This is a genomic window from Novosphingobium sp. NFX11 (assembly GCF_057376415.1).
This window is the reverse complement of the sequence record NZ_CP080385.1, coordinates 1739493-1763346: the sequence shown is the minus strand read 5'-3', so window position 1 is coordinate 1763346 and position 23854 is coordinate 1739493. Positions and strand designations below refer to the sequence as shown.

At 64.0% G+C, this 23854-nt stretch carries 28 protein-coding genes and 1 pseudogene; 13 read left to right on the top strand and 16 right to left on the bottom strand.

The annotated features are described in order from the left end of the window. Positions 1-47 precede the first annotated feature (47 nt). On the bottom strand, positions 48-854 hold the full coding sequence (locus tag KZO24_RS25885; RefSeq protein ID WP_271183923.1) for an SDR family NAD(P)-dependent oxidoreductase: 807 nt from the start codon (positions 852-854) through the stop codon (positions 48-50). A 151-nt stretch (positions 855-1005) separates the two neighbouring features. Between KZO24_RS25885 and KZO24_RS25880 the strand changes: the two genes are divergently transcribed. Next, positions 1006-1767: an SDR family NAD(P)-dependent oxidoreductase gene (locus KZO24_RS25880; protein ID WP_271183922.1), complete on the top strand. Its 762-nt coding sequence runs from the start codon at positions 1006-1008 to the stop codon at positions 1765-1767. 190 nt (positions 1768-1957) lie between these two features. Beyond that, on the top strand, positions 1958-2353 hold the full coding sequence (locus KZO24_RS25875; protein ID WP_271183921.1) for a ribonuclease E inhibitor RraB: 396 nt from the start codon (positions 1958-1960) through the stop codon (positions 2351-2353). 301 nt (positions 2354-2654) lie between these two features. On the opposite strand, the gene KZO24_RS25870 is transcribed toward KZO24_RS25875, so the two are convergent. Together KZO24_RS25870 and KZO24_RS25865 are read right to left on the bottom strand one after the other, a co-directional pair. Then, positions 2655-2870, bottom strand: a complete 216-nt coding sequence (locus KZO24_RS25870) for a hypothetical protein (protein WP_271183920.1) — start codon at positions 2868-2870, stop codon at positions 2655-2657. Between the two features lie 67 nt (positions 2871-2937). Next, positions 2938-3144: a cold-shock protein gene (locus KZO24_RS25865; RefSeq protein WP_036526131.1), complete on the bottom strand. Its 207-nt coding sequence runs from the start codon at positions 3142-3144 to the stop codon at positions 2938-2940. Positions 3145-3371: 227 nt separating this feature from the next. Between KZO24_RS25865 and KZO24_RS25860 the strand changes: the two genes are divergently transcribed. Then, a complete protein-coding gene (locus KZO24_RS25860; RefSeq protein WP_271183919.1) occupies positions 3372-3803 on the top strand; it encodes an acyl-CoA thioesterase in 432 nt (143 codons plus the stop codon). Here the strand turns inward: KZO24_RS25860 and KZO24_RS25855 are convergent. The 3 genes from KZO24_RS25855 to KZO24_RS25845 form a co-directional block, all read right to left on the bottom strand. Continuing rightward, positions 3795-4619 carry a transglutaminase-like domain-containing protein gene (locus KZO24_RS25855; protein WP_271183918.1) on the bottom strand — a complete coding sequence of 275 codons (825 nt, stop codon included), beginning with the start codon at positions 4617-4619 and terminating at the stop codon, positions 3795-3797. The two genes, KZO24_RS25860 and KZO24_RS25855, sit on opposite strands and share 9 nt — an antisense overlap. After that, a complete protein-coding gene (locus KZO24_RS25850) occupies positions 4613-4879 on the bottom strand; it encodes an antitoxin Xre/MbcA/ParS toxin-binding domain-containing protein (RefSeq protein ID WP_271183917.1) in 267 nt (88 codons plus the stop codon). The genes KZO24_RS25855 and KZO24_RS25850 overlap by 7 nt, the downstream gene beginning before the upstream one ends. 312 nt (positions 4880-5191) lie before the next feature. Next, entirely contained in the window at positions 5192-5365 is a 174-nt protein-coding gene (locus KZO24_RS25845) for a hypothetical protein (protein WP_271183916.1), read from the bottom strand. A gap of 308 nt (positions 5366-5673) precedes the next feature. Between KZO24_RS25845 and infA the strand changes: the two genes are divergently transcribed. Together infA and KZO24_RS25835 are read left to right on the top strand one after the other, a co-directional pair. Continuing rightward, complete coding sequence (gene infA, locus KZO24_RS25840; protein WP_271183915.1) at positions 5674-5943, top strand: translation initiation factor IF-1; 270 nt, start codon at positions 5674-5676, stop codon at positions 5941-5943. A 28-nt stretch (positions 5944-5971) separates the two neighbouring features. Next, positions 5972-6118 (top strand): hypothetical protein, encoded by a 147-nt coding sequence (locus KZO24_RS25835; RefSeq protein WP_486487419.1) that lies wholly within the window; start codon positions 5972-5974, stop codon positions 6116-6118. A gap of 57 nt (positions 6119-6175) precedes the next feature. Here KZO24_RS25835 and KZO24_RS25830 read toward each other — a convergent pair whose 3' ends face one another. The 4 genes from KZO24_RS25830 to KZO24_RS25815 form a co-directional block, all read right to left on the bottom strand. Further along, complete coding sequence (locus KZO24_RS25830; RefSeq protein WP_271183913.1) at positions 6176-6847, bottom strand: spermidine synthase family protein; 672 nt, start codon at positions 6845-6847, stop codon at positions 6176-6178. Between the two features lie 75 nt (positions 6848-6922). Next, complete coding sequence (locus KZO24_RS25825) at positions 6923-7285, bottom strand: response regulator (RefSeq protein ID WP_271183912.1); 363 nt, start codon at positions 7283-7285, stop codon at positions 6923-6925. Between the two features lie 358 nt (positions 7286-7643). Next, positions 7644-8357: an SDR family NAD(P)-dependent oxidoreductase gene (locus KZO24_RS25820; protein ID WP_271183911.1), complete on the bottom strand. Its 714-nt coding sequence runs from the start codon at positions 8355-8357 to the stop codon at positions 7644-7646. Further along, the gene (locus KZO24_RS25815) at positions 8354-9367 is read right to left on the bottom strand and encodes an NADP-dependent oxidoreductase (RefSeq protein WP_271183910.1); all 1014 of its coding nucleotides are present in this window, start codon (positions 9365-9367) and stop codon (positions 8354-8356) included. The genes KZO24_RS25820 and KZO24_RS25815 overlap by 4 nt, the downstream gene beginning before the upstream one ends. 153 nt (positions 9368-9520) lie before the next feature. Between KZO24_RS25815 and KZO24_RS25810 the strand changes: the two genes are divergently transcribed. The 3 genes from KZO24_RS25810 (at position 9521) to KZO24_RS25800 (ending at position 13207) form a co-directional block, all read left to right on the top strand. Continuing rightward, entirely contained in the window at positions 9521-11848 is a 2328-nt protein-coding gene (locus tag KZO24_RS25810) for a TonB-dependent receptor (RefSeq protein WP_271183909.1), read from the top strand. 79 nt (positions 11849-11927) lie between these two features. Continuing rightward, positions 11928-12692 carry an SDR family NAD(P)-dependent oxidoreductase gene (locus tag KZO24_RS25805; protein ID WP_008828682.1) on the top strand — a complete coding sequence of 255 codons (765 nt, stop codon included), beginning with the start codon at positions 11928-11930 and terminating at the stop codon, positions 12690-12692. 173 nt (positions 12693-12865) lie between these two features. Next, positions 12866-13207: a hypothetical protein gene (locus KZO24_RS25800; RefSeq protein WP_271183908.1), complete on the top strand. Its 342-nt coding sequence runs from the start codon at positions 12866-12868 to the stop codon at positions 13205-13207. A 4-nt stretch (positions 13208-13211) separates the two neighbouring features. Here KZO24_RS25800 and KZO24_RS25795 read toward each other — a convergent pair whose 3' ends face one another. Both KZO24_RS25795 and KZO24_RS25790 read right to left on the bottom strand, forming a co-directional pair. Further along, positions 13212-14003, bottom strand: coding sequence for a ThuA domain-containing protein (locus tag KZO24_RS25795; protein ID WP_271183907.1), 792 nt, complete (start codon positions 14001-14003; stop codon positions 13212-13214). Then, on the bottom strand, positions 14003-15010 hold the full coding sequence (locus KZO24_RS25790; RefSeq protein ID WP_271183906.1) for an NADP-dependent oxidoreductase: 1008 nt from the start codon (positions 15008-15010) through the stop codon (positions 14003-14005). The genes KZO24_RS25795 and KZO24_RS25790 overlap by 1 nt, the downstream gene beginning before the upstream one ends. A gap of 149 nt (positions 15011-15159) precedes the next feature. Between KZO24_RS25790 and KZO24_RS25785 the strand changes: the two genes are divergently transcribed. Then, a complete protein-coding gene (locus KZO24_RS25785) occupies positions 15160-17652 on the top strand; it encodes a TonB-dependent receptor (RefSeq protein ID WP_271183905.1) in 2493 nt (830 codons plus the stop codon). A gap of 251 nt (positions 17653-17903) precedes the next feature. Next, positions 17904-19949, top strand: a complete 2046-nt coding sequence (locus KZO24_RS25780; protein WP_486487418.1) for a M13 family metallopeptidase — start codon at positions 17904-17906, stop codon at positions 19947-19949. A gap of 158 nt (positions 19950-20107) precedes the next feature. Here the strand turns inward: KZO24_RS25780 and KZO24_RS25775 are convergent, their stop codons facing one another. The 3 genes from KZO24_RS25775 to KZO24_RS25765 all read right to left on the bottom strand — a co-directional run bounded on the left by KZO24_RS25775 (position 20108) and on the right by KZO24_RS25765 (position 21993). Further along, positions 20108-20536, bottom strand: coding sequence for a nuclear transport factor 2 family protein (locus tag KZO24_RS25775; protein WP_271183903.1), 429 nt, complete (start codon positions 20534-20536; stop codon positions 20108-20110). Between the two features lie 77 nt (positions 20537-20613). Next, a complete protein-coding gene (locus KZO24_RS25770; RefSeq protein WP_008830733.1) occupies positions 20614-20964 on the bottom strand; it encodes a Rieske (2Fe-2S) protein in 351 nt (116 codons plus the stop codon). A 21-nt stretch (positions 20965-20985) separates the two neighbouring features. Further along, complete coding sequence (locus KZO24_RS25765) at positions 20986-21993, bottom strand: NADP-dependent oxidoreductase (protein ID WP_271183902.1); 1008 nt, start codon at positions 21991-21993, stop codon at positions 20986-20988. Between the two features lie 118 nt (positions 21994-22111). Between KZO24_RS25765 and KZO24_RS25760 the strand changes: the two genes are divergently transcribed. From KZO24_RS25760 to KZO24_RS25750, 3 genes and pseudogenes are all read left to right on the top strand, one after another. Next, entirely contained in the window at positions 22112-22516 is a 405-nt protein-coding gene (locus tag KZO24_RS25760; RefSeq protein WP_271183901.1) for a nuclear transport factor 2 family protein, read from the top strand. Positions 22517-22545: 29 nt separating this feature from the next. Beyond that, positions 22546-22845, top strand: a pseudogene (locus KZO24_RS25755) (SMP-30/gluconolactonase/LRE family protein); the annotation flags it as partial. Next, on the top strand, positions 22749-23414 hold the full coding sequence (locus tag KZO24_RS25750; protein ID WP_486487768.1) for an SMP-30/gluconolactonase/LRE family protein: 666 nt from the start codon (positions 22749-22751) through the stop codon (positions 23412-23414). The pseudogene KZO24_RS25755 and the gene KZO24_RS25750, both read left to right, overlap by 97 nt. On the opposite strand, the gene gloA2 is transcribed toward KZO24_RS25750, so the two are convergent. Continuing rightward, a complete protein-coding gene (gene gloA2 / locus KZO24_RS25745) occupies positions 23411-23803 on the bottom strand; it encodes an SMU1112c/YaeR family gloxylase I-like metalloprotein (protein WP_271183899.1) in 393 nt (130 codons plus the stop codon). The genes KZO24_RS25750 and gloA2 overlap by 4 nt on opposite strands. Positions 23804-23854 lie beyond the last annotated feature (51 nt).

Sequence of the window (23854 nt, the reverse complement as noted above, 5' to 3'; positions counted from 1 at the left end):
ACGGCATCCTTGGATACCGCCGCCGGCCCTTCCTCCCCAGGAAACTCTCAGCCCGCAGCCATGGCGGCTGCGACGGCCGCGTCGATTTCGCTCTTCATCGGGTTGCGGCGCAGCGTCAAGCCGCCATTTACCTGCAGGTTCTCGCCGGTCATGAAGCACTCGTCGCTGGAAAGCCAGACGACGGCGGCCGCAATGTCGTCGCTGGTGCCGATCCGGCCGAGCGGATAGCCCGCAAGGAAGGCGTCGAACAGGCCCGGCACCTGCTTGGCGTCCGAAGTCATCGGCGTGTCGGTCAACCCCGGCGAGATCGAATTCGCGCGCACGCCTTCCGCCCCGAACTCGTGCGCGACGCAGCGGATCACGTGGTCGGCCCCCGCCTTGGTGCCCATGTAGGCGGCGTGGTCGTTGAGCATGATCGTCGCCGTCGCGGAGCTGATCTGGATCAGCGAGCCCCCGCGCCCGCCCTTGCTGCGCGCCATCTTGCCCACCATCGCCTGGTAGAAGTGGAAAGGCCCGACATACTGCAGCATCGTCATCGCCATCAGTTCGTCATGCGTGGTTTCCAGGAAGCCCTTCAGGAGCCCCCAGCCGGTGGCATTCACCGCAATGTCGATGCCGCCAAGCTGCTGCGCGGCGCTGTCCGCCAGAGCATCGACGCTGGCCTTGTCGGTCAGGTCGCAGGCGCTCCACTTGCAGTCATGCTGCGCGGCGAAATCGGCCAGCACGTCTTGCTTGCGGCCGGAAACGAGCACGCTGGCGCCCTCGTCCATCAGGCGCCGGGCGATATGCTGGCCCATGTTGTCGGGGCTGCTGGCGCCGAGGACAACGGCGCGCTTTCCTTCGAGGCGCTTCATGACACTCTCCCGTCGAATTGTTGCGGCCCCCGCGCTAGCACGGCGGGGCTGCGGTCATTCCTGACCAAAGAAATAGTGGCCATGCCGCGCCCGAGCGGCGACACCACGGCATCTGACAAGAAACCACGCGCGTGGCAGAGGAGCGCAAGACATGGATCTCGGACTGAAGGGCCTCAAGGCCATCCTCGTGGGCGCGAACGGCGGCATCGGCCGCGTAGTCGCGCATGTGCTGTCGGCCGAAGGCTGCGACATCGCCATCTGCGGCCGCTCGCAGGACAAGGTGGACAACGTGCTGTCGGAGGTCGCCGCTTCAGGCGTGAAGACCTACGGCGAGGCGCTTGACGTCACGCAGGTCGAGGCGGTCCCCGCCTTCGTCGACAAGGCGGCCGAGGCGCTCGGCGGCTGCGATATCTTCATCAGCTTCACCTCCACCAACCTCGGCGAAGACACCGACGCCGCGTGGGAAGCCGTGATCCAGGCCGACATCCTGCCGATGCGGCGCGGCATTGCGGCGGCCCGCCCGCACCTTGCCAAGTCGGACAACGCCGCGATCGTGTGCTTCAGCTCGACCGGCGCGGTCGAGGAATTCATGGGCGTTCAGCCCTACAACGCCCTCAAGGCCGCCGTGATGAACTATTCCTCGTCACTGGCGCAGGCGCTGGCGGGCGAAGGCATCCGCGTGAACTGCATCACCCCCGGCCCGGTGCTGACCGAGGACGGCCCCTGGCCCAAGATCCAGGCCGCCATGCCGGACTTCTACAACGCGACGCTCGCCAACATGCCCTCGGGCCGGTTCACCACCGGCGAGGAACTCGCCAAGGCGGTGGCTTTCGTCGTCTCGCCCGCATGCAAGGCGATGACCGGCGCCAACATCGTGGTCGACAACGGCTACACCAAGCGCACCCAGTTCTGAAGTTCAACGTCCCTCCAGAGGATCAGTGCGGCGGCTTGCAAGAGCCGCCGCCTTTTTGTTGGCCCACCGCGCCTTCCCGGGAAGTCGGGGCGAGTTGATACGGGATTTGCACAGTCCAGAAGAAAAGGTGTCTCCTTGGGCCGGAGAGTGCCTTCTTGCGGTCACCCCAAAGGGCTGCGATCAACTGAGCATGAATCCCATGCTCATCCTTCTTTTCGCAGAGACCGTTGGCGCGCAATTACCGTCAATTGATCCCGCCTGCGTCGAAGCCGAATTGGCGGCGGATGGTGATGTCCTGCGATCCCTGAACGAGAACGGTGACAAACCGTTCATCATTCGCCCGGTCGACGTACGATTCACCGGGAGTACGCAAGAGATCAAGGCGCTGCAAAAGGCCATAAGTTCGCTTGGGTGGCGCATCGTCCAATGCGTGACAATCGACACCGGAGAAAAGGCGCTTGATGTCCAGCGCGATCAGACCACCGATCGGGATGCGATACGAGCCCTGACGGAAACAGCGCTTCGTCTCGAAGCGAAGTTCAACGTGAAGTATGACGGTTGGGGGACTGTCGCGACCCAGCGATAGTTCCGATACTTGCCTTTGGCATGCCGGACTTCGACTTTTCGGGCTCTACCCGTTACGGACTTTAATCCGTCAGTGCTTTACCGACCGCCCGTGCGCGGCTTTACCACACGACAGATCCGACACTGACCGAAAAGAGATTGGCAGCTTTAAATCGAGGAGCTTCTTTCGAAACGCGGCTCAGCCGATGGGACGCTCTCCCAATCCGCAGCAGATTTCGGCAACGATCACCGTCCGGACCAAGACGATCACACCGTACTTCTTGTGAAGTCGTGCCCGCCGTTCACACGGAAATCTTGCGCCGTTATTGAAAGTTGATTTCACTGCTTTCCAGAGAAATCACTTCTGCCTGGGAATTTTTCACTTTCCGAGCATCTTCGGTTTTCTGGGCGCGATCAGCCAGTTCGTTCCAGGCGGACACTGCTCGCAGGCATCGGTCACGTACCTGAGGCAGGCTTGCGGCATCGGCCGCAATCGTCTGGAGATCGGCTTGCTCGCGATAAAATGCCAGCGACGACATCAGTTCACTCCTGTGTCCGGTGGCCAAGATCGGCGGACCTTCGTAAAGGTCCGCCGCTCCGGTTTGTTCAGGCCGACTGGAGATTGACGGCCGAGGTCTTGCCGCGGCGGTCGGTTTCCAGTTCATAGGACACGCGCTGATCCTTGTTCAGGGTGCGCATGCCGGCACGTTCCACAGCGCTGATGTGAACGAAGGCATCATCGCCGCCCGTTTCGGGAGCGATGAAACCGAAGCCCTTGTCGGCGTTGAAGAATTTTACGGTTCCGGTGATCATATGGGTATCCTTTGCCCAATGCAGTATGACGGGCATGCGCCAACAGCGGCACATCCCGGCTTCGTGAGGCTAGTAAAGGACAAAGGGGAGCCTTGGCGGCCCAATATCCGTCGCAGGCGACGTTTCAGCCCGATCATTGTACACGCATCGAGAAAAATGGATAGGCTGAATCAGGGTTTAGTCGGGAAATGAATCCGGACTGTCACGGTAATGTGATACATGATGCCATGGATTCCACGCAAACCCACGATTATCCTGTGACGATCGGCATCGACGACATCGACTTTATGGGTCACGTCAATAATTCGATATACTTGAAATGGGTGCAGGAAGCCGTCATCGAACACTGGCAGAGGGTCGCATCGCCTGCCGCAGTTGCCACCTATCTATGGATCGCGCTCAAGCATGAAATCACGTATCGTAAACCGGCGTTCCTGCGCGACCGGCTGACGGCCAATGTCGTGCTGGAACAAGTGCGCCGGGAAAGTGCATTCTATGAAACGACGATCCGGCGCGGCAGCGAAGTGATTGCCGAAGTAAAATCGCGCTGGTGTTGCATCGACGCGGTGTCACGGCGGCCCGTTCGGGTAACAGCCGCCGTCATGGCATGCTTTTTCCCTGAAGCCTCCCACGAGCAAACGGCGCCGGCATCAGGATAGAGCGAGGCCCAACCTGTCTTCGTCGGTATAGATATCGAACCGGGAAAGGGTGACGGCGCCGAAGGTCATCGTCAACGCCGCATCGGCCGCGTCACGTCCTCGTGCCATCAGTATCCGCCCACGACGAGGGCGGTTGTGCCTTGCATCGAAAACATACCAGCGATCCCCCAGCCACACCTCGAACCAGGCGGAGAAATCCATGTTTCCCAGCGGCGTCGGCAAGTCCATGTCGCCGAGATAGCCGGTGCAATACCGTGCGGGCACGTTCATGCAGCGACACAGCGTGATCGCCAGATGCGCGAAATCGCGGCAGACACCCTCGCGCTCCTCGAACACGTCCCGCGCAGTCTTCGTTGACCTTGCCGTCATGTAGTCGAAGCGGATGTGGTGATGCACGTATTCGACGATGGCCTGGACAAGGGGCCACCCCGGCGCGGTGCCTCCGAACAGTTCCCATGCCGTCTCGTTCAGGCGGTCCGTTTCGCAATAGCGGCTGGCCAGAAGGTAGAGCATGACGTCGTCAGGCAGAGCCTCGATCGCGGATTGCGAGGCTTCCGGCTCAACCGGGTCCGGTTCGAAATCATCGTCGATGACGAAGCCGCAGGACAGCGTCAGTCCGCCAGCCGGGATGGTCAGGCGGGTGCAGATGTTACCGAAACTGTCCACGTAATCATAGATCGGCACGTCCGGCGTGGTGAACAGCCGCTGCGGCGTGCGCAAATCCTTGTTGCGCGAAGCATGGATACTGAGATGCGCGAGCATCGGCACGGACTGCTCGCATGTGAAAGCGATATCGTATCCCGCGCGGATCAGCATGCAGGCTTCAGGCCTGCAAGATCACGTTCCACCCGTCCCAGCCCTTCGGCAGACTCCACGGCAAGATCGAGCGGTCGCCCTCCGAGCTTGCCGCAAGCCGTGTTGAGATAGGCAATAGCTTCGTCCCGACCCCCAAATGCTTCGAGCGCCAGCTTCGTCACCTGCCCCTGGCGGCTTGCCGCATCAGGGGCCAGCTTCGGGCGATCCGACCATCGCATTTTCGCGCGGGCCGGCCGAGCGACCTTGTCTTCGCTTTCCATTTCGGATTTCCTACTGATACGGACGCATCCGGGATGCGGCGATCTTCCAGAGCATGCTGGTTACCTGCGCTTTCCCGATGGAAGAGCCGGCTCCGACCTCAAGCATGGTGCCTTCGTGATCGGGGCCGGGGCTGGAAAGAAAATTCCGCGCAGCCACTCGACCGCCCAGTAATGCGAACGCGAGATCGGCTATTTCACTGCGCCGCTGAAAGGTCAGGTCATCTCTCGAGACGTGGATCCATTGCCGACCGCACGGCGGGATGCCTGCCGGTCGCGACCTTGGACAAGCGAAGTGGTTCGGCGGCGGCCAGGTCATGACCATTGCGGGTAGGTCGATACACCCATGTCCTGTCGCAGACGGGCGATCCGGATTTCGTAATGGCGAACCAGGTCGAATCGCGATCTGACCTCAGGGCTGCCCTTGTCGCGGGTCGCGTACTCGATGAGAGCAATTTGGTGATGATAAAGTAGCTGATTGAGGTCCATACAGGCACTCCTTTTTGCGGGAGCGCGCTTGGTCTCTCAGTCGCCGACATGCAGAAATGACCGGCAATATTTTTCTTCTACATGATTTTGTCCCGACCAGCGAGCGCATTCCACCGATCAGGATAATATTTAAAAGTCTACGCCCGCATTGAAAAATCGATTCTAAGGTGTATATGGATGTCGCTGCGTCATTTTTGACGGATTTTTGCCTGCGCCCCGCAGGCATTCTCAGACATCAGCCTGGCTCTCATGATCGCCGTTTTGCGCATGCATGTCGGCGGGCGCCCTCGTATTCGGGACATCGTGGATTGGCCAAGGAAGAATTGCTGACAATGGAAGGCTTTATCGAGGAAATCCTCCCCGATGGGCGCTTCGCGGTTTTGCTCGACAACGAGCACAAGATAATCGCCTACACGGCAGGCAAGATGCGCAAGTTCCGCATCCGCTCGGTGGTCGGTGATCGCGTACATGTCGAGATGACGCCTTACGACCTTTCAAAGGGTCGGATCGTATTTCGCGAAAAGACACCGGGACAAGCCGGAGGGCCGCCGAGACGGCGCAGCGGGTTTAAAAGATAAACGCGGAAAAATCCGCACACAGGAAAACATGCACATCAATACCCAAGGCGCGCAAAAACGCCCCGAAAATGCCACCCTCAACCCAGTTGCCAGTCGTAACGGCTCCATTCAGTGGCCCGCAGGGCTTCAGAGCCGGGATCACCTGCAGCGCCTCGTCGCCGCGATGGTGGACTGATCAGCCCCTCCCCGGTTTCAGCCGGGGAGGCATCGCTGCAGGCTCGGGGTCGCAGGATCAAGGCTTGTGGGCGAACCAGATGACATGGCGAAAGCCCTTGTTGTTCGCCCGCGCTCTCACCTGCGTCTCGGTCACTTCGAAGCCGACGTCACGCAATCGCTGCGTAAATGCAGGTTCTGGAAACGCCGACCAGATGGCAAGTATGCCCCTCGGCCGCAGCGCAAGCATCGCTCGCTGCAATCCAGGCACCGAGTACAGCCCGTCGTTGAGCTGGCGCGTCAGACCTTCCGGACCGTTATCGACGTCCAGCAGAATGGCATCGTAAGCTTCCCACGCTGAATCGATAAGCAGCGCCACGTCTTCGCCGACGACGTGAACGCGCGGATCGTCAAGACACCCATCGGTAATTTCCTGCATCGGCCCTCTGGCCCATGTCAGGATTTCCGGGACGATTTCGGCGACGACGACACTTGCCTCCCCTGCCAGCGCTGCCAGTGCCGCGCGGAGCGTGAACCCCATGCCATACCCGCCGATCAGCAATTGCGGGGCAAGGCGATCGGCGATCTTCTCGCAGGTCATCACCGCCAGCGCCTCTTCCGAAGCATTGGCCCGCGTGCTCATCAATTCGTTGTCTTCCAGCAGGATGGTGAAATTGGTGCCGTGCTGGACAAGCCTCAGTTCCACTCCATCCGGCACGGTTGCATGACCGAGCACGACATCGTCTATCATCGCATTTCCTTGAATAGCCCGTCGCCGGGTCTGATATGCTGGTGCGGCAGGACGGTCCCGCTCGCAAGCGGTAGGTCAGGCGAGGAGGTTCTTCAACGCTTCGCCGAGGGATCGTTCGAGGTAGGGCTTTTCGAGGAACACGGCACCGAAAGGCATTTCGTGCCGAGCCAGCGGCCGGCGGCCCGAAGTGATGATGATGCCGATGTGCGGCCAGCGTGTTTGCGCTTCAAACGCCAGGGCCATGCCGTCGATTGGGCCCGGCATGTCGATGTCGGTGAACAAGATCGCGATCGAAGGGGTCTCTGCAAGGATGCCGAGAGCCCGTGTGGCATTCGTCGCTTCTTTCGTAATGAAGCCCGCGCTCTCGGCCATATCGCAGGCGGCCAACAAAATAAGGGGTTCATCCTCGACAACGAGGACAATGGGGTGAGACGGCATGAAAAGACGGCTCTCTGAGGGGCGCAGCAGTCAGCCCGGCATGCCGTCCCGATTTCATGGGCCGAGGCTCGCAGGCTCCGTTCGAGCCTGATCATCACAATAGCGGCGCAACCTGTAAGTTCCAGAAATCTTTTACTGTTCGCCCCGTCCGGAACACTGGCGCATTGATCAATGACTTGAGTGGGCGTGCGGCCGACCGGGCGCCTTTTCACCCGATCAAAGAATAGGCGGGCGGTCAAGGGGCAGGCAGTTCACTACCCAAAGCGTCATTCAACTCGATCGTCATCCCGGCGAAGGCTGGGACCGTGATGACCATGATACGGCTTTTCGGCGAGAACTGCACTATCCCTCTGAACCCTCAGTGCCGCACCATCGCCCCGCCATCGACCCACAGGCCATGCCCGGATACGAAACGCGCCTCCTCGCTGCACAGGAACGCCACGACGTCGGCAATGTCCTGCGGTTTGCCAAGACGGCGCAACGGGGCCTTGCCTTCCCAGAACGTCCGGTACTCCGGCATCTGGTCGAAGGCAGGGGCCGTCATCGGCGTGTCGATGGCCCCGGGCTGGACACAAGTGGCGGTGACGCCGAACGGCCCAAGTTCCGCCGCGACCGACTTGGTGAAGCCCAGTACCGCGTGCTTGGAGGCGGCATAGGCGCAAAGCCCCTCGTCCCCGTAAGTCGAGGTGGTCGAGCCGATCGTGACGATCCGGCCCGCGCCATGGGCCTTGAGCCAGGGTGCCGCCTCGCGCACCAGCCGGAACACGGCGATTAGGTTCACCTCGATCACGCGCAGGAAATATGCGTCTTCGTGCCCCTCCAGCGGATGGAAAGCGCTGATGCCGGCACAGGGGACCACGGTGTCCAGCCCGCCCATCCGCTCCGCCGCCGCCGCGACCAGCCGCGCATTGGCGTCCGCACCGGTGAGGTCCGCGATGAAATCGACCTCCCCCTGAATGTCCGCCGTGAAGACTTGCGCTCCGTCCGCAGCCAAGCGCTTAGCAACGGCAGCGCCAATGCCCGAACCCGCGCCGGTGACGATGGCCCGGCGGCTCTGCAGACGCCCGCTCATGCGATCTTCAGCACGAGCTTGCCCGTGTTCGCCCCCGAGAACAGGCGCATGAAGGCCGGGTAGGCGTTCTCGAGCCCCTCCTGCACGTCTTCGTCCGCACGCAGTTTTCCGTCCGCCAGCCACTGCGCCATCTGCGCACCGCCTTCGGCGAAACGGTGGGCATAGTCGGCAATCAGGAAACCATGGATCGTCGCGCGCCGGGCAAGGATCTGCCACAGGTTGCGCAGGCCCAGCTTTTCGGGCGTGTTGTATTCGGCGATGAGGCCGCACAGGACGATGCGGGCGTGATGCGCGAGGGTGAAGACCTCCGCCTCCAGCACCGCTCCGCCGACGTTCTCGAACACTACGTTGACGCCGTCAGGCGCGGCGGCGGCGATCTCGGAAACTAGGCTTGCGTGATCCTTGCCCTTGTAGTCGATCGCGGCATCGAAGCCATAGTCCTCGATCAGGCGGCGGCATTTCTTCGCACCGCCGGCGATGCCGACGACGCGGCAGCCCATGATCTTGCCGATCTGGCCGACCGCCGAGCCTACGGCACCTGCTGCGCCCGAAACCAACAGCGTCTCGCCCGGCTGGGGCTTTGCCACTTCGGTCAGCCCAAAGTAGGCCGTGAGCCCGACCGCGCCCAGTGCCGACAGAAAGTTCGACGGCGATGCCACGGCCTCTACATCGATCGGCATCGTGAAGCCGCCGGGCATGGCTACCGAGTAGTCCTCAAGTGCGTTGAGCCCCATGACCCATTGACCGGCAGCGAAGTCCGGGTTGTCCGAGGCATGGACCACACCCACCGTCGTCGCGCGTACCGGATCGCCAAGCGGGATCGGCGGCATGTAGCTTTCGGCGTCGTCCATCCACCCGCGCTGGGCCGGATCCAGCGAGGCGTAGTGATTGCGCACGACGATCCCGCCGGGTGGCGGGGTGGGGACAGCTTCGGTCACCAGCATGAAGTCTTCGGGAACGGGTTCCCCCTCCGGCCTGCGCGCGAGCAGGAATCGCCGGTTCTCGGCCATGGCATCGATCTCCTCTATTTATGCGAGTGGTCCGATTTCGGACGCAAGCCCGCACCTGTGCAAATCGACAGGTAGGTCGCGAAACGATCCGATGCATAGTGACCACCGGAAGACGGCCGCACAGAATCGCGGCCGCACCGGGAGGATAAACTGATGGCATCCGCACATGTTCGCGGAGCGCGAAATACCGCGCTCATCAAGCTCGCACTCGCATCCAGCGCACTGACCTGTATTTCAGCACCCGCCTTCGCGCAGGACGCCGCACCGCAGGCGGCCGACACCGCCGTCGTCGATCCGAACGAGATCATCGTCTCTGCCCGCCGCCGCTCGGAAACGCTGCAGGAAACTCCGATCGCGATCACCGCCGTCAGCGCGGCGATGCTGGAAAACAAGGCCTCGGCCAACATCGGCGACCTGCAGGGCGCCGCGCCGGGTCTGCTCATCACCCAGCAGAATTCGGGCGCGCAGGCGGCTAACATCTCGATCCGCGGCCTGACTTATGCCGATATCGAGAAGTCGCAGACGCCGACCGTCGGCGTCGTGGTGGACGGCGTGACGATCGGCACCAACACCGGCCAGTTGCAGGATGCCTTCGACATCGCCCAGATCGAAGTGCTGCGCGGGCCCCAGGGCACGCTGTTCGGCGCCAACACCATCGGCGGCGTCATCAACATCACCCGCACCAAGCCCACCATGGAGCCCGGCGGCAAGGCCGAATTCACCTACGGCCGCTGGAACACCTGGGCCGGCAAGGCCATCGTCAACTATGGCGACGGCGAGACCTGGGGCATCAAGGGCTGGTACTTCCACAACGAGTCCGACGGCTTCTACCGCAATGCCATCCGCGACACCCGCGCGGGCGGCAGCAAGGCCGATGCCTATGGCGCGAGCCTGCTGTTCGAACCCGCCGGATCGGGCTTCGACGCGCAGCTTTCCGTCGAAAACGTGGTGCAGAGCTTCGAGCCGGTGGTCAGCAACCTGACCAACAGCACCGAACTGTTCTGCGGGTTGATCCCCGCCAACGAGTGCGGCCGCAACAACACCACCGACCTCTACACGGTGTTTACCCTGCCCGCGAAAAGCAAGTACCGCGCGCCGAACGCCACGTTGCAGATGAACTACGACCTGGGCGGCATCAAGCTCAGCTCGATTACCGGCTGGCGCCACAGCAAGGAAGCGCAGACCCAGGACTTCGACGGGTCTTCGAGCGATCTCTACTACGTCGATCGCCGCCAGAAGTACACGCAGTGGAGCCAGGAACTGCGCGCAGCGGGCAACCTGTTCACCGGGTTCGACTACGTCGTGGGCGGCTACTACTTCCATTCGAAGTACAGCCTGACGCAGTGGACGCGCTTCTTCGGCTTCGATCCTTCGGTGTCGCCGATGGAATTCGACACCAACGCCCAGACCAACATCGGCAAGACCACCAGCTACGCCTTCTTCGGCGACTTCAACTGGGCCTTTGCCGACAAGTGGCGCCTGTCCTTCGGCGGTCGCTGGAGCCATGACAACAAGAAGCTGACCAACAGCTTCGCGACGGCGGGCCTGATCGGTTCGGGAGATGCGAACTTCACCAAGTTCACGCCCAAGATCGGCATCGACTACCGCCCCAACAGCGACGTGATGCTCTACGCCAGCTGGTCGCGCGGCTATCGTTCGGGTGGCTTCAGCCCCCGCGCCGCCACCGCCGCCACCGCCAGCACCCCGTTCCAGCCCGAGACCGTGGACGCCTACGAAGTGGGCGCCAAGCTCTCGGCGTTCGATCGCAAGCTGGAATTCAACGTTGCGGGCTACGTGTCCGACTACAAGGACATGCAGCAGAACCTGACGGTTCCCGGCGGTCCGCTGGGCAACCAGACGATCACCGGCAACGTGCCGGGCGGCGCGATCATCAAGGGCATCGAGGCCGACGCCACCCTGCGCATCACCTCGCAGTTCAAGATCACCGCCTCGACCGCGTACATGAAGTCGCACTTCCGCAACTTCGTGACCTGCGGCGCTGTCTCGGCAACGCAAACGGCGGCGGCCAACAGCTGCGGCACCGGGCTGGTGCCGTTCAACTACTCCGCCAACCGCCTGATCTACGCGCCCAGGTTCACCGGCTCGGTCAATGCCGACTACGAAGTGCCCACCAGCTTCGGCAAGATCGTCGCCACGGCCGGCTGGCGTCACATCAGCCCCTATGACGAGCAGATCTCGCAAGGGTCGCTGACACCGACACTCGACGGCAGCGGCGACGTGACCGGCGTGACGGTCAATGGCAACGATGCCCGCGTGCGTACCACCACGCAGGACCTTGTCGATGCCAGCCTGACCTTCAACTTCGATGTCGGCGACAAGGAAGCCTACTTCCGCGTCTTCGGCCGCAACCTCGCCAACGAGAAGACCACGACGCACGCGTTCACCGTGGCCGGGCTGTTCTCGTTCGGCATGGCATTGGAACCGCGCACCTACGGAGCCACCGTCGGCGTGAAGTTCTGATCTCTTACCCCCGCGGGGAAACGGGGTGTCCGGCGTTCCCCCGCCGGGCACCCTTAACTTTGAAGAAGGAGTACATGAAATGGGCCGTCTCGAAGGCAAGATCACTCTGGTAACCGGCGCGGGCAACGCCCGGGGCCTCGGCGCCGCCACCGCGCAGCGCTTCGCGGAGGAAGGTGCCTTCGTCTACGTCACCGATCTCAGGCTGGAAGACGCCGAAGGCGTTGCCGCGTCGATCCGTGAAGCAGGCGGCCAGGCCGAGGCACTGGCACAGGACGTGACCAGCGAAGCCTCGTGGGACGACACCATCTCTGCGATCGAGCAGGGCCACGGGCGTCTCGACGTGCTGGTGAACAACGCGGGCATCGCCATTCTCAAGCCGCTGCAGGAACTCTCCCTCGCCGACTGGGAGAAGCAGAACAAGGTCAACCTCGACAGCGTGTTCCTCGGCACCCAGCGCGCGGTGGCGCTGATGCGCAAGGTCGGCCATGGCGGCTCGATCGTGAACCTTTCCTCGATCGGCGGGCTGGTCGGCGTGCCGATGTGCGGGGCCTACGGCGCGGCCAAGGGCGGCGTGCGCCTGTTCTCCAAGGTCGTGGCGCTGGAATGCGCGGCCGAGGGCATCCGCTGCAACTCGGTCCATCCCGGCATGATCGAAACCGCCATGCAGGACGTCGCCCGCCAGGATAACCCCGAGGGTTTCAAGGAGATTGTCTCCGGCATTCCAATGAAGCGCATGGGCAGCCCCGTCGACATCGCCAACATGAACCTGTTCCTCGCCAGCGACGAGGCGAACTACGTCACCGGTTGCGAATTCACCGTGGACGGCGGCGTGACCGCGATGTGATCGCTCCTGATCCTCCTCGTCGCGCAGCGATGGGGAGGGGGACCGCCGACGCAGTCGGTGGTGGAGGGGTTAAGGCCCCCCGTCAGCCCTGCGGGCTGCCACCTCCCCATTGCTTCGCAACAGGGAGGATTGCGGCACTTGCAGTCCGCGCTGCCCCGTTCTACCGCCGCCGGATGGCCAAAGCAGACCGTCTCGAACGCCTCGACACCCGCCGCGCCGACCTCGAGGTCGATTACCGCGAGGCGCTGATCGCCGCGCTCAAGGTCTGTGCGGCAGGCAAGTGGGGCCTGTTCGACCACAATGCCGACCGCGCTGCACGCGCAGCCGTAGCTCCGACGATCGCCGAACTGACCGAACTCGCCGAAGAGATCGACACCGCGCGCGAACAGCTGTTCATGGAGCCTTTCGAACTCCACCAGGAATTCCTGCGCCAGCGCGGCCCGGTGGACTCGCAGGCCGTGGGTGAGCCCAAGCAGGCCCGCGCCTGGCTGGATCGGCTCACCGCGAACGAGTGAACGCTCACGCGACCCAGCGGATCGCGTTCTCCACCAGCCGCCGGTAATTCACATCGTCGTAAGCCGATGGCCCGTCACCCGGCTGGAGGTAGACCAGCCTGCTGCGTCCCACCTCACGCGTCCAGCCGATCAGGTCGCTGCCCGGCGGATGGTCCCAGTCCTCGCGGTCGTACATACGTCCCCGGACCGCCAGTTCGGCGGAGAAGAACTGCTCGCGCGTGAAGGGAATGTCTGCCCGCAGCAATGGCGTGACATCCTCAGCGAATATCTCCGCAAGGTAGGTCTCGTCGGTCAACCTGAAGCGCGGTGGCAGGCCGGCCGTCACCGGGTGCTCCGCCAGCACGACCGCATCGTATGTCACGCCGTGCGCATAGCCGCTATCGAGCACCGGTCGCCCGCGCACCGTGCCCGGATGGTAGAGGAATCGCCCGCCCAGCCATTCGTGATATTCGTCCCAAGTCGGCCAGCCCGCCAGCGCGTGGTGCAGCGCGACGACGCCCTTGCCCTCCTCCAGCAACGCGCGAAAGCCGTCAGCCAGTCCCGGTGGCGGATCAAGATGCTGAGGCGCTCCCACCTCTGCCTCGAAATCGAGGCCCGGCATGTCGTATAGCACCAGCGCATCGAAGCCGCGCATCCCGTCAGTGTTCATCAGCTTGGCCGCTGCGGGCTGGTCCACCATCGTCGCGCTGATACCCTCCATCGACTGGAACAGCGCATCAAAGGCAGTACGATCGAACGGATGCCCGCGTACCGCGACCAGGCACTGGATCGGAGCGCGATGGCGGATCGTCGGCATCAGAGCTTCACGACCACCTTGCCGATGTTCTTGCCGGTCAGCATCCGCTCGTAAGCGGTGAGGACATTCTCCAGCCCGGCCGTCTCGTCGAAGCGCACCGCCAGTTTCCCGGCATCGAGCCATTCGCGCAGCTGCGGCATGAATTCGGCGCCGCGATGGAGGAAGTCGGGAATGAAGAAGCCCTCGATCCGCAGGCGCCGCATCAGCACCTGATCGAACTTCGCCGGTCCCGGCATCGGCGCATCGGTGTCGTAGCCCGCGACCATTCCGCACACTGCGACGCGCCCGTAATGCGCCATGTTGCCCAGCACCGCGTCGAGGATCGGGCCGCCAACGTTGTCGAAGAAGGCATTCACCCCGCCCGGCACCTCGGCCAATCGCGCGTCGACGTCCTCATTGCGGTAGTCGATCGCCATATCGACGCCGACCTCTTCGGTCAGATAGCGGCACTTGTCCGCCCCGCCCGCAATACCGACGACTTTCGCGCCCAGGTTCCGGCCGACCTGACAGGCCAGGCTTCCCGTCGCCCCCGCCGCCGCCGAGACGACCAGCCACTCGCCCGGCTTCACCGCCGCGACTTCCCTGACGCCGACATAGGCCGTCCAGGCATTCATGCCGAGCGCCCCGAAATGCTGGCGCGGATCGGCGACGGTCTCGTCCACCACTTCCAGCCCGGTCAGCGCCGGGACCACGGTGGCGACATCCGCCCACTGCCCGAAGCCGCGCACCAGCGCACCGACCGGATAGCCCGCGTCCGCACTCTCGATCACCCGGCCGAGCACGAGGCCGACCATCTTCGATCCCAGCGGCAGCGGAGGCTGATAGCCGTCGGTGCGCGGGCTCATCCACATGCGCGTGCCCGCGTCCATCGACAACCACTCGGTGCCAATGCGCACCTCGCCATCGGCCAGCGGCGCGCAGTCTTCTTCCTGCAGGCTCAGGAAGCGGGCGAAATCGGTATTTCCTTCGGGGTGGCGATCCAGTCGCCAGAAACGGCAGCGCGTCAATTCAGGTCTCCTCTGCCCGACCCTCGCGCGCAGGCCCGCCGAGGCCACCTGTCCAAACTGATAGGGCTATCCGTTTGCACAGGACGCCGCCCAACCGCGACGGGTCTAACCAGCAGCCAAGAACGATTACAAAACGGGAGGTTTCTGAAATGCGAGTCCCCAAATCCGTCCTGCTCGTCTCCACGGCGCTGACGATGGTGGCGTCTCCGGCCATGGCCCAGGATACGTCTGCAGAGGCACCGGCTGCCGCTCCTCAGGATGACGCGGCCCAGCAGAAGGGCGGCCTCAACGAGATCATCGTCACCGCGCGCAAGCGTCAGGAATCCGTGCAGGACGTGCCCGTCGCCGTCACCGCCATCTCCGCCGAGCAGATCGCCACGCGCGATGTCACCAGCGTCGAGAAGATCACCGCGATCGCCCCACAGTTCAGCGTCGGCCGCGCTTCCAACGGTTCCGGCGCGCAGCTCACCTTGCGCGGCATCGGTTCGTCCTCGACCTCGATCGGCATCGAGCAGTCGGTCGCGGTCGTCGTCGATGGCGCCTATTACGGCCAGGGCCGCGTCATCAACGAGGGCTTCTTCGACCTCGCCCGCGTCGAGGTCCTGAAAGGCCCGCAGGCGCTGTTCTTCGGCAAGAACGCGACGGCGGGCGTGATCTCGATCACCACCGCCGACCCGACCGACAAGTTCGAGGGCATGGTCAAGGGCGGCTACGAGATCAAGAGCCAGCAGTACCGCCTGGAAGGCTACCTTTCCGGCCCGATCAGCGACACCCTCGGCTTCCGTCTGGCCGCGCGCTATACCAAGATGGACGGCGGCTATTACCGCAACGTCGCCGATCCCATCAACTACACCGAGATCGACTCCGCCAGCATCCTCGCGGGCGGCACCGGCGATGCGACCACCCATGTCGCCCAGCCTGCCGCACGCAAGGCGCCGGGCGAAGAGGAATTCCTCACCCGCGCCACCCTGAAGTGGGAACCGACCGACCGCTTCACCGCCACCCTCAAGGGCAGCTTCGACCAGAGCACGGTCAACAACTCCTCGTGGAACTACGTGGCTTACCGGTGCGGCGACGGCGATACCTCGCAGCTCAACGGCTATGCCTGCGGCAAGGACTTCGTCACCCACCAGAACAACATGCCCGCCGACATCGCGGCGACCTATCCCTACGCGAAGAAGGACGGCTCGCTCTACAACAAGTACCGCTCGGCAGGCGGCACGCTTAACCTGACGTACGATGCGGACCAGTTGCAGCTGTCCTCCGTCACCAACTACCAGTGGAACAACAACCGCTGGGCCTGCGCCTGCGACTTCCAGTCGGGCGGCAGCGAGAACGGCATCGGCCCGACCTGGGCGACCGAGAACTCCTCGTGGAAGGCGTTCAGCCAGGAACTGCGCGCGCTGACCCAGTTCGACGGGCCGTTCAACATGATGGTCGGCATGCTCTACCAGAAGACGCGGCGTGACTTCGACCAGTTCGTGCTGACTGGCGGCGTCTCCAATTCGGATGCGCCCGAGGGCTACGAATACGTCACCACCGCCAAGAGCAGCTTCACCAAAGGCGAGACGATGGCCGTCTTCGGCCAGATGACTTACAAGATCCTGCCCGACCTCGAACTCGCGGGCGGCGTGCGCTACACCGACGAGACGAAGAACAGCTTCTTCACGCAGCCTTACAACAACCCGCTGGTCCTCGGCATCTTCCGCGATCAGAACGACCCCGACGGCCTCGGCGAAGTGGCCGCGCGCCAGCACTTCACCAACTGGTCGCCGGAAGCCACGCTGACCTGGAAGCCGACGCCGGATCTCATGGTCTACGGCGCCTACAAGACCGCCTACAAGTCGGGCGGCTTCTCCAACGGCGGCATCAACTCGAAGTTCTCGAGCGATCCCACCGCCGACCTCACCTTCGATCCGGAAAAGGCGGAAGGCTTCGAGATCGGCTTCAAGTCCACCCTGCTCGACCGCCAGTTGCGCTTCAACGTGACGGCGTTCACCTACAAGTACCGCAACCTGCAGGTGGACTTCTTCAACTCGCCGATCTTCGCGTTCCAGACCCTCACCGCGGACGCGCGCACCAAGGGCATCGAGGCCGAGTTCGAATTCGCGCCCAACGGCATCGCCGGGCTCGATATCCATGGCTCGATCAACTACGACAAGGCGACCTACACCGACTTCCCGCTGGCACCGTGCTATGCGGGCCAGACCCCGGCGGAAGGCTGCAACCTGTCGGGCAACAGCCGCCAGAACCTGACTGGCGCACCGCTTTCGGTGGCCCCGCGCTGGACTGGCAACCTCGGCATCGGCTACGAGGTCTCGGTCGGATCGGCGAGCAAGCTGGGCTTCAACGTCGATAGCAAGTACTCGGCCAGCTATCTCGCTTCCGGCTTTGGCAACCCGCTGTCGCGCCAGAGCAAGTACGTGACGCTCGATGCTGGCATCCGCTTCGGCGCCGAGGACGACAACTGGCAGATCGCCCTCATCGGCAAGAACCTGACCAACCGCTTCTACGTCACCGGCGTGGTCGATGGCCCCTCGACCGGCGGCGGCACCGGCACCGCGGCGGGCACGAAGGCCGACCAGCTGGGCTTCGGCACCCTGCCCCGTACGGTCATGGTGGAAGTGACCAAGCGGTTCTGACGACCTCGTCGTCCCGGACTTGATCCGGGACCGGTGGCGATCCTTAGACAAGAAGCCCTCGGCAAGGCGCCATGCGCCTCGCCGAGGGCTCGGCCGTTCATGGCCAGCGATCCCGGATCAAGTCCGGGATGACGATGCCTTTGTTGCGTCGCAGCGCAATTTTTTCGTATGCGCAGGCATCATCCGGCGCTAGTCCACCGGGCATGACAGAACCGGCGCGGTTCCCGCCGACGCCGCGAAAGGACCGCCCGATGAAGACTCGCATTCTTGCCGCGCTGCTGCTGTGCGCCGCGCCCTTCGCCATCGCCGCCACCGATCCGGCCCCCGCAGGCATCGACGAAGCCGCGATGGATACTTCGGTGAAGCCGGGCGACGAGTTCTACCTCTTCTCGAACGGCTCCTGGCTGGCCAAGGCCGAAATCCCCGCCGACCGCAGCCGCATCGGCTCCCACACCGTCGCCGCCGACGAGACCGAGCGCCAGCAGACCGCACTCATCCAGAAGATCCTCGGCGCCAGGCAGAAGCCCGGCACCGACGAGGCGAAGATCGGCGACTACTGGCGCGCCTACCTCGACACCGCCGCGATCGACAAGCTGGGCATCGCCCCGCTCAAGGCCGACCTGACGCGCTACGCGGCGATTCCGGACAAGGCCGCGCTGGTCAAGGTGCTGGGCGACCAGACCGAGGCCGACCTCGACCTGTTCAACAACAACAACGACATGTCGACCGAGAACCTGTTCGGCCTGTTCATCACCAAGGCGCTCAAGAGCGACGAGGTCGTGCCCTACCTGTTCCAGGGCGGCATCGCCCTGCCCGACCGCGAATACTACGTCTCGGCCGAACCGCGCATGGTCAAGATCAGGGCCGACTACCTCAAGTACATCGCCGACCTTCTGCGCCTGTCCGGCCTCGACCAGCCAGAAACGCGCGCCGCGCGTATCCTCGCGCTCGAAACCAAGATCGCGCAGGCCCACCCGAGCAAGGCGGAAACCGCCGACTTCACGCAAGGCGGCACCCTGTGGACCCGCGCCGAGTTCGCCGCGAAGGCCCCCGGTATGGACTGGGACGCCTACTTCACCGCCGCGCACATGCCCTCGCAGCAGACCTTCGACGTGTACAGCCCCGGCGCGATCACCGGCCTCGCCGCCCTCGTCGCTTCCGAGCCGCTGGCCGCGTGGAAGGACTGGCTGGCCTTCCACCGCATCAACGCGCAGACCGACGTGCTGCCCATGAAGTTCGACGCGCTGCACTTTGCGTTCTTCGACACCAACCTTTCGGGCACGCCGGAGCAGAAGACGCGCGAGAAGCGGGCGCTGGCTTCGATCAACAGCGACCTCGGCATGCCCTTTGGCAAGCTCTACGTGCGCGAATACTTCCCGCCGGCCGCCAAGGCGCAGGTGGAGGACATGTCCGCCCGCATCAAGCACGCCTTCGCCCGCCGCATCGACGCGCTCGACTGGATGAGCCCGGCGACGCGCACCGAGGCCAAGGCCAAGCTCGAAGGCATGGTCGTCGCGGTCGGCTATCCCGACGTGTGGCCCGACACCTCCATGATCGTCATCAAGCCGGGTCAGGCCTACGCCAACCGCATGTCGGCGATCCACGGCTATACGCTCCAACAGATTTCCAAGCTGGGCAAGCCGCAGGACCGGGGCGAATGGTGGATGACGCCGCAGCTCGTCAACGCGGTGAACCTGCCCGTGCAGAACGCGCTGAACTTCCCCGCCGCGATCCTGCAGAAGCCGTTCTTCGATCCGGCCGCCGACCTTGCTTCCAACTACGGCGCAATCGGCGCGGTGATCGGCCACGAGATCAGCCACAGCTTCGACGCCAGCGGCGCGGCGGTGGACGGCAACGGCATCCTGCGCGACTGGTGGACGAAGGAGGACCTTGCCCACTTCGAGGCGCAGACGCAGGCTCTGGTTGTTCAGTACGACGCCTACCAGCCGTTCCCCGACCTGCACCTCAACGGCAAGCTGGAACTGGGTGAGAACGGCGCCGACGTGGCGGGTCTTGCCGCCGCTTACGACGCCTACCGCGAAGCGCTGGGCAGCAAGGAACTGCCGGTGATAGACGGCTACACCGGCGACCAGCGCTTCTTCATCGCCTTCGCCCAGAGCTGGGGCGACAAGACCCGCGAAGGCGCGCTGCGCCGTCAGGTCATCGGCAACCCCCACGCCCCGGGCCAGTACCGCGCGCTGACCGTGCGCAACATCGATGCCTGGTACAAGGCGTTCGACATCAAGCCGGGCGACAAGCTGTACCTGCCGCCCGAAAAGCGCGTGAAGCTGTGGTGATGTGAAAAGGGCGGGAGTGGAAACAAACACCCCGCCCGCTTTATCCGTCATCCCCGCGAAGGCGGGGACCCATCTGATGCTGGTGCAACTTGCGATGTCGTCAGATGGGTTCCCGCCTTCGCGGGAATGACAAGGAAAAGGTTCAGAGCCAGCGGTTCCTACACCCCGCGCGGCGCGTGCTGGCGGTGGATGTTGCGGAACGAGCGGCTCTTGAACAGCCACTTGCCTTCGATCTTCACGCAAGTGTCCTCGTAGACGCCGCGATCGCGCATGGTGATACCGTCCTGGTCGTAGACCTCGGAGGTGTAGCTGCGCATCACCGCGCTATCGCCGCTCACCTCAACCGAGCCGGGCCATGCCTCGAACATGATGCCGGGATAAGCCTTCATCGCCTCTATCCACATCGCGACGATCGCCGGACGGCCCTTGGTGGTGCCGAGTTCCGGATAGTCCGGCAGCGACCATTCCGCATCCTCGGCCCAGGTCGCGCCCCAGGCTTCGGAGTCGCAGCGCGTCACCGCGTCGGCATAAGTCTCAAGCAGTTCACGGATGGCGAGGCGGTCCTCGAACGGGCCGGTAAAGGGCATTTCAGCATTCTCCCAAATCGTTTCAGGCAGATGCTAGCCCCTGCTCCGGCGCGCGAAACTATGCCTTGTGCGAGTAATTACGCCCCCACCGGTCGTTCGTTCGGCCCCGGCGCCTCGTCCGGCACGGCCACCTCGATCATGCCGCCCTCGATCCGCAGCGGGAACACGCGAAGGTCCGCGTAGGCGCCGCCGATGCAGCGTCCGGTCGCGGCTTCGAAGCGCGCGCCGTGCAGCGGGCACATGATCGCCCCACGCCGCACGCGGCCGGGCGAGAGCAGCGCCGCCTGATGGGTGCAGCGGTCGTTCACGGCGCGAAAGCCGTCCTCGACCTTGACGATCAGCACGCTCCAGCCGCCCAGCATGATCGCCGCCTTGCCTTCCTCGGGAAAGTCGGCCTCGGCGATGACGGAGTGGAAGGTTTCGCTCATGGTAGCCATCGTATCCAGAACTCAGATGCAAACCAGCGTCTTGCCGATGGTACGGCCGGACATGAGGTCGATGAAGGCGGCGGGCAGGTTCTCGAACCCGTTGCGCAGATTGGCGAGCGGACGCAGCTTTCCTTCGGCCACCCATTGGTCCAGCTCCGCCTGCGCCTCGGCCAGCACATGCGGATAATCGTAAGTGATGAAGCCCTGCATCTTGATGCGGTTCACCACCAGCTGCCAGAGCGTCTTGACGCCGTAAGGGTGATCGGCATCGTTGTACTGGCCGATCATGCCGCACACCGCGACGCGCCCGTGGAGGCGCATCAGCGGCAGGATTGCTTCAAGCATCTCGCCGCCGACGTTGTCGAAATAGACGTCGATGCCCTCGGGCGCGACTTTCGCGATTTCGGCGGCGATGTCGGGCGTGGCGCGATAGTCGATCGCGGCATCGAAGCCGAGTTCGCGGATGACTTCGGCCTTCTCCGGAGAACCGACGATGCCTATCACCCGGCATCCCTTGGCCTTGGCGATCTGACCCACCGTCGAACCCGTCGCCCCGGCGGCGGCGCTGACCAGCACGGTCTCGCCCGCCTTGGCCTCACCCACCGCGAAAAGGCCCACCCACGCGGTCAGGCCGACCGGGCCGAGCGCGCCCATGTAGTGGTGGAGATCCGTGCCCGCCTGCTGGTGCACCGTCTCCAGCCCCCAGCTCTCGCCCGAGAGGATATAGTGATCCTGCCACGTGGCGAAGGCGCGCACGAACGTGCCCACCGGGTAATCCGCATTGTTGGACTGCACGACCTCGCCAAGCGACATGCCGTTGATCGGCGCACCCAGCGCGACCGGCTCGATGTAGCTGGGCCGGTCGTCGAGGAAGCCGCGGATCGCCGGATCTACCGACCCGACCCGCATGGCCACCAGGAACTCACCGTCACCCGGCTCGGGCATCTCCACCTCTGCGAGTGTAAAGTCCTCGGGCACCGGCATCCCGTCAGGGCGCCGCGCCAGCAATATCTGTCTTACCTTTCCCATCCCCCTTGCTTACCCGCGCCGGGCCCGAGCGGAAGGCTGTTCTAAACGCTAGGTTCGCCACCCGGGCACCGGAGGCAAACTCCGCCGCAAAGATAGATGTGGAGCAGGATTCATGAGCATGTCCCCCGAAGAAATCGCTCGGCTCGTCGATGCCCTCTACGCCGCCGCCGGCGCGGGCGACTGGGAGACGGCGAACGCAATGCTCACTGATGATTTCGTGGCCTATGAAGCCGACTCCCTGCCGATGGCCGGCGCTTATCGCGGCAAGACCGGCCTGCAAGACCTGTTCGCCAAGGCCATGGGCATGGCCGACGTCGTCGGGCTCGACCGCAGCGACCTGCTGACCGGCAAGGACAGCGCCATCGCGGTACTGACGATGCGTTTCGCCGACCCTGCACTCAAGCCCGCCGAACTGTGCGAGATGTTCCGTTTCCGCGACGGCAAGTGCTGCGAGATCAAGCCGTACTATTACGATCCTGCCGCCTTCAACGCCGCCGCGGCCGCCAAGGCGGAGGCAGCCTGACCGGCAGCGGTCCGTTCAGCGCGCGCCTCATGACCCTGCCCCCGTTCGAGATCGTCGCCGAAGGCCACGACTTCATCGAGGCACCGCGCATTTCCGCCGAAGGCGAGGTCTGGTTCGCGGATCTCACCGGGAAAGGCGTCTACCGCAACAGCCCGGGACAGGCGACAGAACTGATGCTGCCCGACCGGCTATGGGTGGGCGGCATCGTTTTCGACGATTCCGGCAAAGTCCTGTGCAGCGGGCGGGGCGGCATCGTCGCGCTCGACCCTGCGACGGGCGCTACGCGCGAGGTCCTCACGCGGATCGAAGACATGCCGGTCGTCGCGGTCAACGACATGGAAGGCGACGGGCGCGGCGGCCTCTTCGCCGGCACTATCGATTTCGAGGCGATCTTCGAAACCGGCAAGAAGCCTTCCCCGGCCTGTTCTTCCACTTGTCCGGCGACGGCGAAGTCACGGTGCTGCGCCGCGACGTCGTCGCATCCAACGGCATCGCGGCAAGCCCTTGTGGGACGTGGCTCTATCACATGGAAACCACGCGCGGCATCTGGCGCTATCCGCTTGCGCCGGACGGCCTGCCCGGAGCGGGCGAACTGCTGGTGGAACTGGAGGACGGCGACGGGCTGACGCTGGATACCGCCGGAAACCTCTGGGCCGCCTGCTGGAATACCGCGCGCCTGCGTCGCTTTGCCCCGGACGGGACGCAGACCGACGACCTGCCGCTCCCTTACCCGCATGTGGTCAGCGTGGCATTCGGCAGCCACGATCCGGACTGGCTCTACGTCAGTACCGGCGGCAACGTCGATGCGCCGCGCTCAGGCGCGGTACTGCGCATGAAGGTCGACGTGCCCGGCCTGCCGGGGCCGACGACGCGGCTGCGTACTCTCTGCCAGGTTTAACTCCCGGCTGACTGTTCGTAGAGTTCCAGGGGCAGACCGTCGGGGTCGTTGAAGAACGTGAAACGGGCGCCGGTATGCTCGTCCCGGCGCAGCGGTTCGCAAGTCACGCCATTTTCCGCGAGCCGCGCGACCGCCACGTCGATGTCTGCGGTCGCGAAGGCGAGATGGCGCAGCCCGGTGGCTTCGGGATACGAAGGGCGCGCGGCCGGCGCCGGGAACGAGAACAGTTCCAGTTGGGCCGCCCCGATGCGCAAATCGCACTTCCACGACTGGCGCTCCTCCCGGTAGACCTCACGGATGATCTCCATTCCGAGAATTTCCGTATAGAAGCGCCGGGACACGGCGTAGTCGGTGCAGATCAGGGCGACGTGATGGATAGTGGTGAACATGGTGGAAGGTGGTCTACCGAACCCTTCTCCCTGGTGCCAGTGCCCATCAAG

What these genes read in the sequence shown, in the direction of transcription:
- KZO24_RS25785 (WP_271183905.1), top strand. Translation starts at nt 15,160, where the DNA reads ATGCGAGTCCCCAAATCCGTCCTGCTCGTCTCCACGGCGCTGACGATG.
- KZO24_RS25800 (WP_271183908.1), top strand. Translation starts at nt 12,866, where the DNA reads ATGGCCAAAGCAGACCGTCTCGAACGCCTCGACACCCGCCGCGCCGAC.
- KZO24_RS25830 (WP_271183913.1), bottom strand. Translation starts at nt 6,847, where the DNA reads ATGATAGACGATGTCGTGCTCGGTCATGCAACCGTGCCGGATGGAGTG.
- KZO24_RS25875 (WP_271183921.1), top strand. Translation starts at nt 1,958, where the DNA reads ATGAATCCCATGCTCATCCTTCTTTTCGCAGAGACCGTTGGCGCGCAA.
- KZO24_RS25855 (WP_271183918.1), bottom strand. Translation starts at nt 4,619, where the DNA reads ATGCTGATCCGCGCGGGATACGATATCGCTTTCACATGCGAGCAGTCC.
- KZO24_RS25870 (WP_271183920.1), bottom strand. Translation starts at nt 2,870, where the DNA reads ATGTCGTCGCTGGCATTTTATCGCGAGCAAGCCGATCTCCAGACGATT.
- KZO24_RS25760 (WP_271183901.1), top strand. Translation starts at nt 22,112, where the DNA reads ATGTCCCCCGAAGAAATCGCTCGGCTCGTCGATGCCCTCTACGCCGCC.
- KZO24_RS25845 (WP_271183916.1), bottom strand. Translation starts at nt 5,365, where the DNA reads ATGGACCTCAATCAGCTACTTTATCATCACCAAATTGCTCTCATCGAG.
- KZO24_RS25885 (WP_271183923.1), bottom strand. Translation starts at nt 854, where the DNA reads ATGAAGCGCCTCGAAGGAAAGCGCGCCGTTGTCCTCGGCGCCAGCAGC.
- KZO24_RS25770 (WP_008830733.1), bottom strand. Translation starts at nt 20,964, where the DNA reads ATGAGCGAAACCTTCCACTCCGTCATCGCCGAGGCCGACTTTCCCGAG.
- KZO24_RS25850 (WP_271183917.1), bottom strand. Translation starts at nt 4,879, where the DNA reads ATGGAAAGCGAAGACAAGGTCGCTCGGCCGGCCCGCGCGAAAATGCGA.
- KZO24_RS25860 (WP_271183919.1), top strand. Translation starts at nt 3,372, where the DNA reads ATGGATTCCACGCAAACCCACGATTATCCTGTGACGATCGGCATCGAC.
- KZO24_RS25825 (WP_271183912.1), bottom strand. Translation starts at nt 7,285, where the DNA reads ATGCCGTCTCACCCCATTGTCCTCGTTGTCGAGGATGAACCCCTTATT.
- KZO24_RS25880 (WP_271183922.1), top strand. Translation starts at nt 1,006, where the DNA reads ATGGATCTCGGACTGAAGGGCCTCAAGGCCATCCTCGTGGGCGCGAAC.
- KZO24_RS25805 (WP_008828682.1), top strand. Translation starts at nt 11,928, where the DNA reads ATGGGCCGTCTCGAAGGCAAGATCACTCTGGTAACCGGCGCGGGCAAC.
- KZO24_RS25775 (WP_271183903.1), bottom strand. Translation starts at nt 20,536, where the DNA reads ATGCCCTTTACCGGCCCGTTCGAGGACCGCCTCGCCATCCGTGAACTG.
- KZO24_RS25835 (WP_486487419.1), top strand. Translation starts at nt 5,972, where the DNA reads ATGCACATCAATACCCAAGGCGCGCAAAAACGCCCCGAAAATGCCACC.
- KZO24_RS25810 (WP_271183909.1), top strand. Translation starts at nt 9,521, where the DNA reads ATGGCATCCGCACATGTTCGCGGAGCGCGAAATACCGCGCTCATCAAG.
- KZO24_RS25780 (WP_486487418.1), top strand. Translation starts at nt 17,904, where the DNA reads ATGAAGACTCGCATTCTTGCCGCGCTGCTGCTGTGCGCCGCGCCCTTC.
- KZO24_RS25765 (WP_271183902.1), bottom strand. Translation starts at nt 21,993, where the DNA reads ATGGGAAAGGTAAGACAGATATTGCTGGCGCGGCGCCCTGACGGGATG.
- KZO24_RS25820 (WP_271183911.1), bottom strand. Translation starts at nt 8,357, where the DNA reads ATGAGCGGGCGTCTGCAGAGCCGCCGGGCCATCGTCACCGGCGCGGGT.
- KZO24_RS25795 (WP_271183907.1), bottom strand. Translation starts at nt 14,003, where the DNA reads ATGCCGACGATCCGCCATCGCGCTCCGATCCAGTGCCTGGTCGCGGTA.
- KZO24_RS25865 (WP_036526131.1), bottom strand. Translation starts at nt 3,144, where the DNA reads ATGATCACCGGAACCGTAAAATTCTTCAACGCCGACAAGGGCTTCGGT.
- gloA2 (WP_271183899.1), bottom strand. Translation starts at nt 23,803, where the DNA reads ATGTTCACCACTATCCATCACGTCGCCCTGATCTGCACCGACTACGCC.
- KZO24_RS25815 (WP_271183910.1), bottom strand. Translation starts at nt 9,367, where the DNA reads ATGGCCGAGAACCGGCGATTCCTGCTCGCGCGCAGGCCGGAGGGGGAA.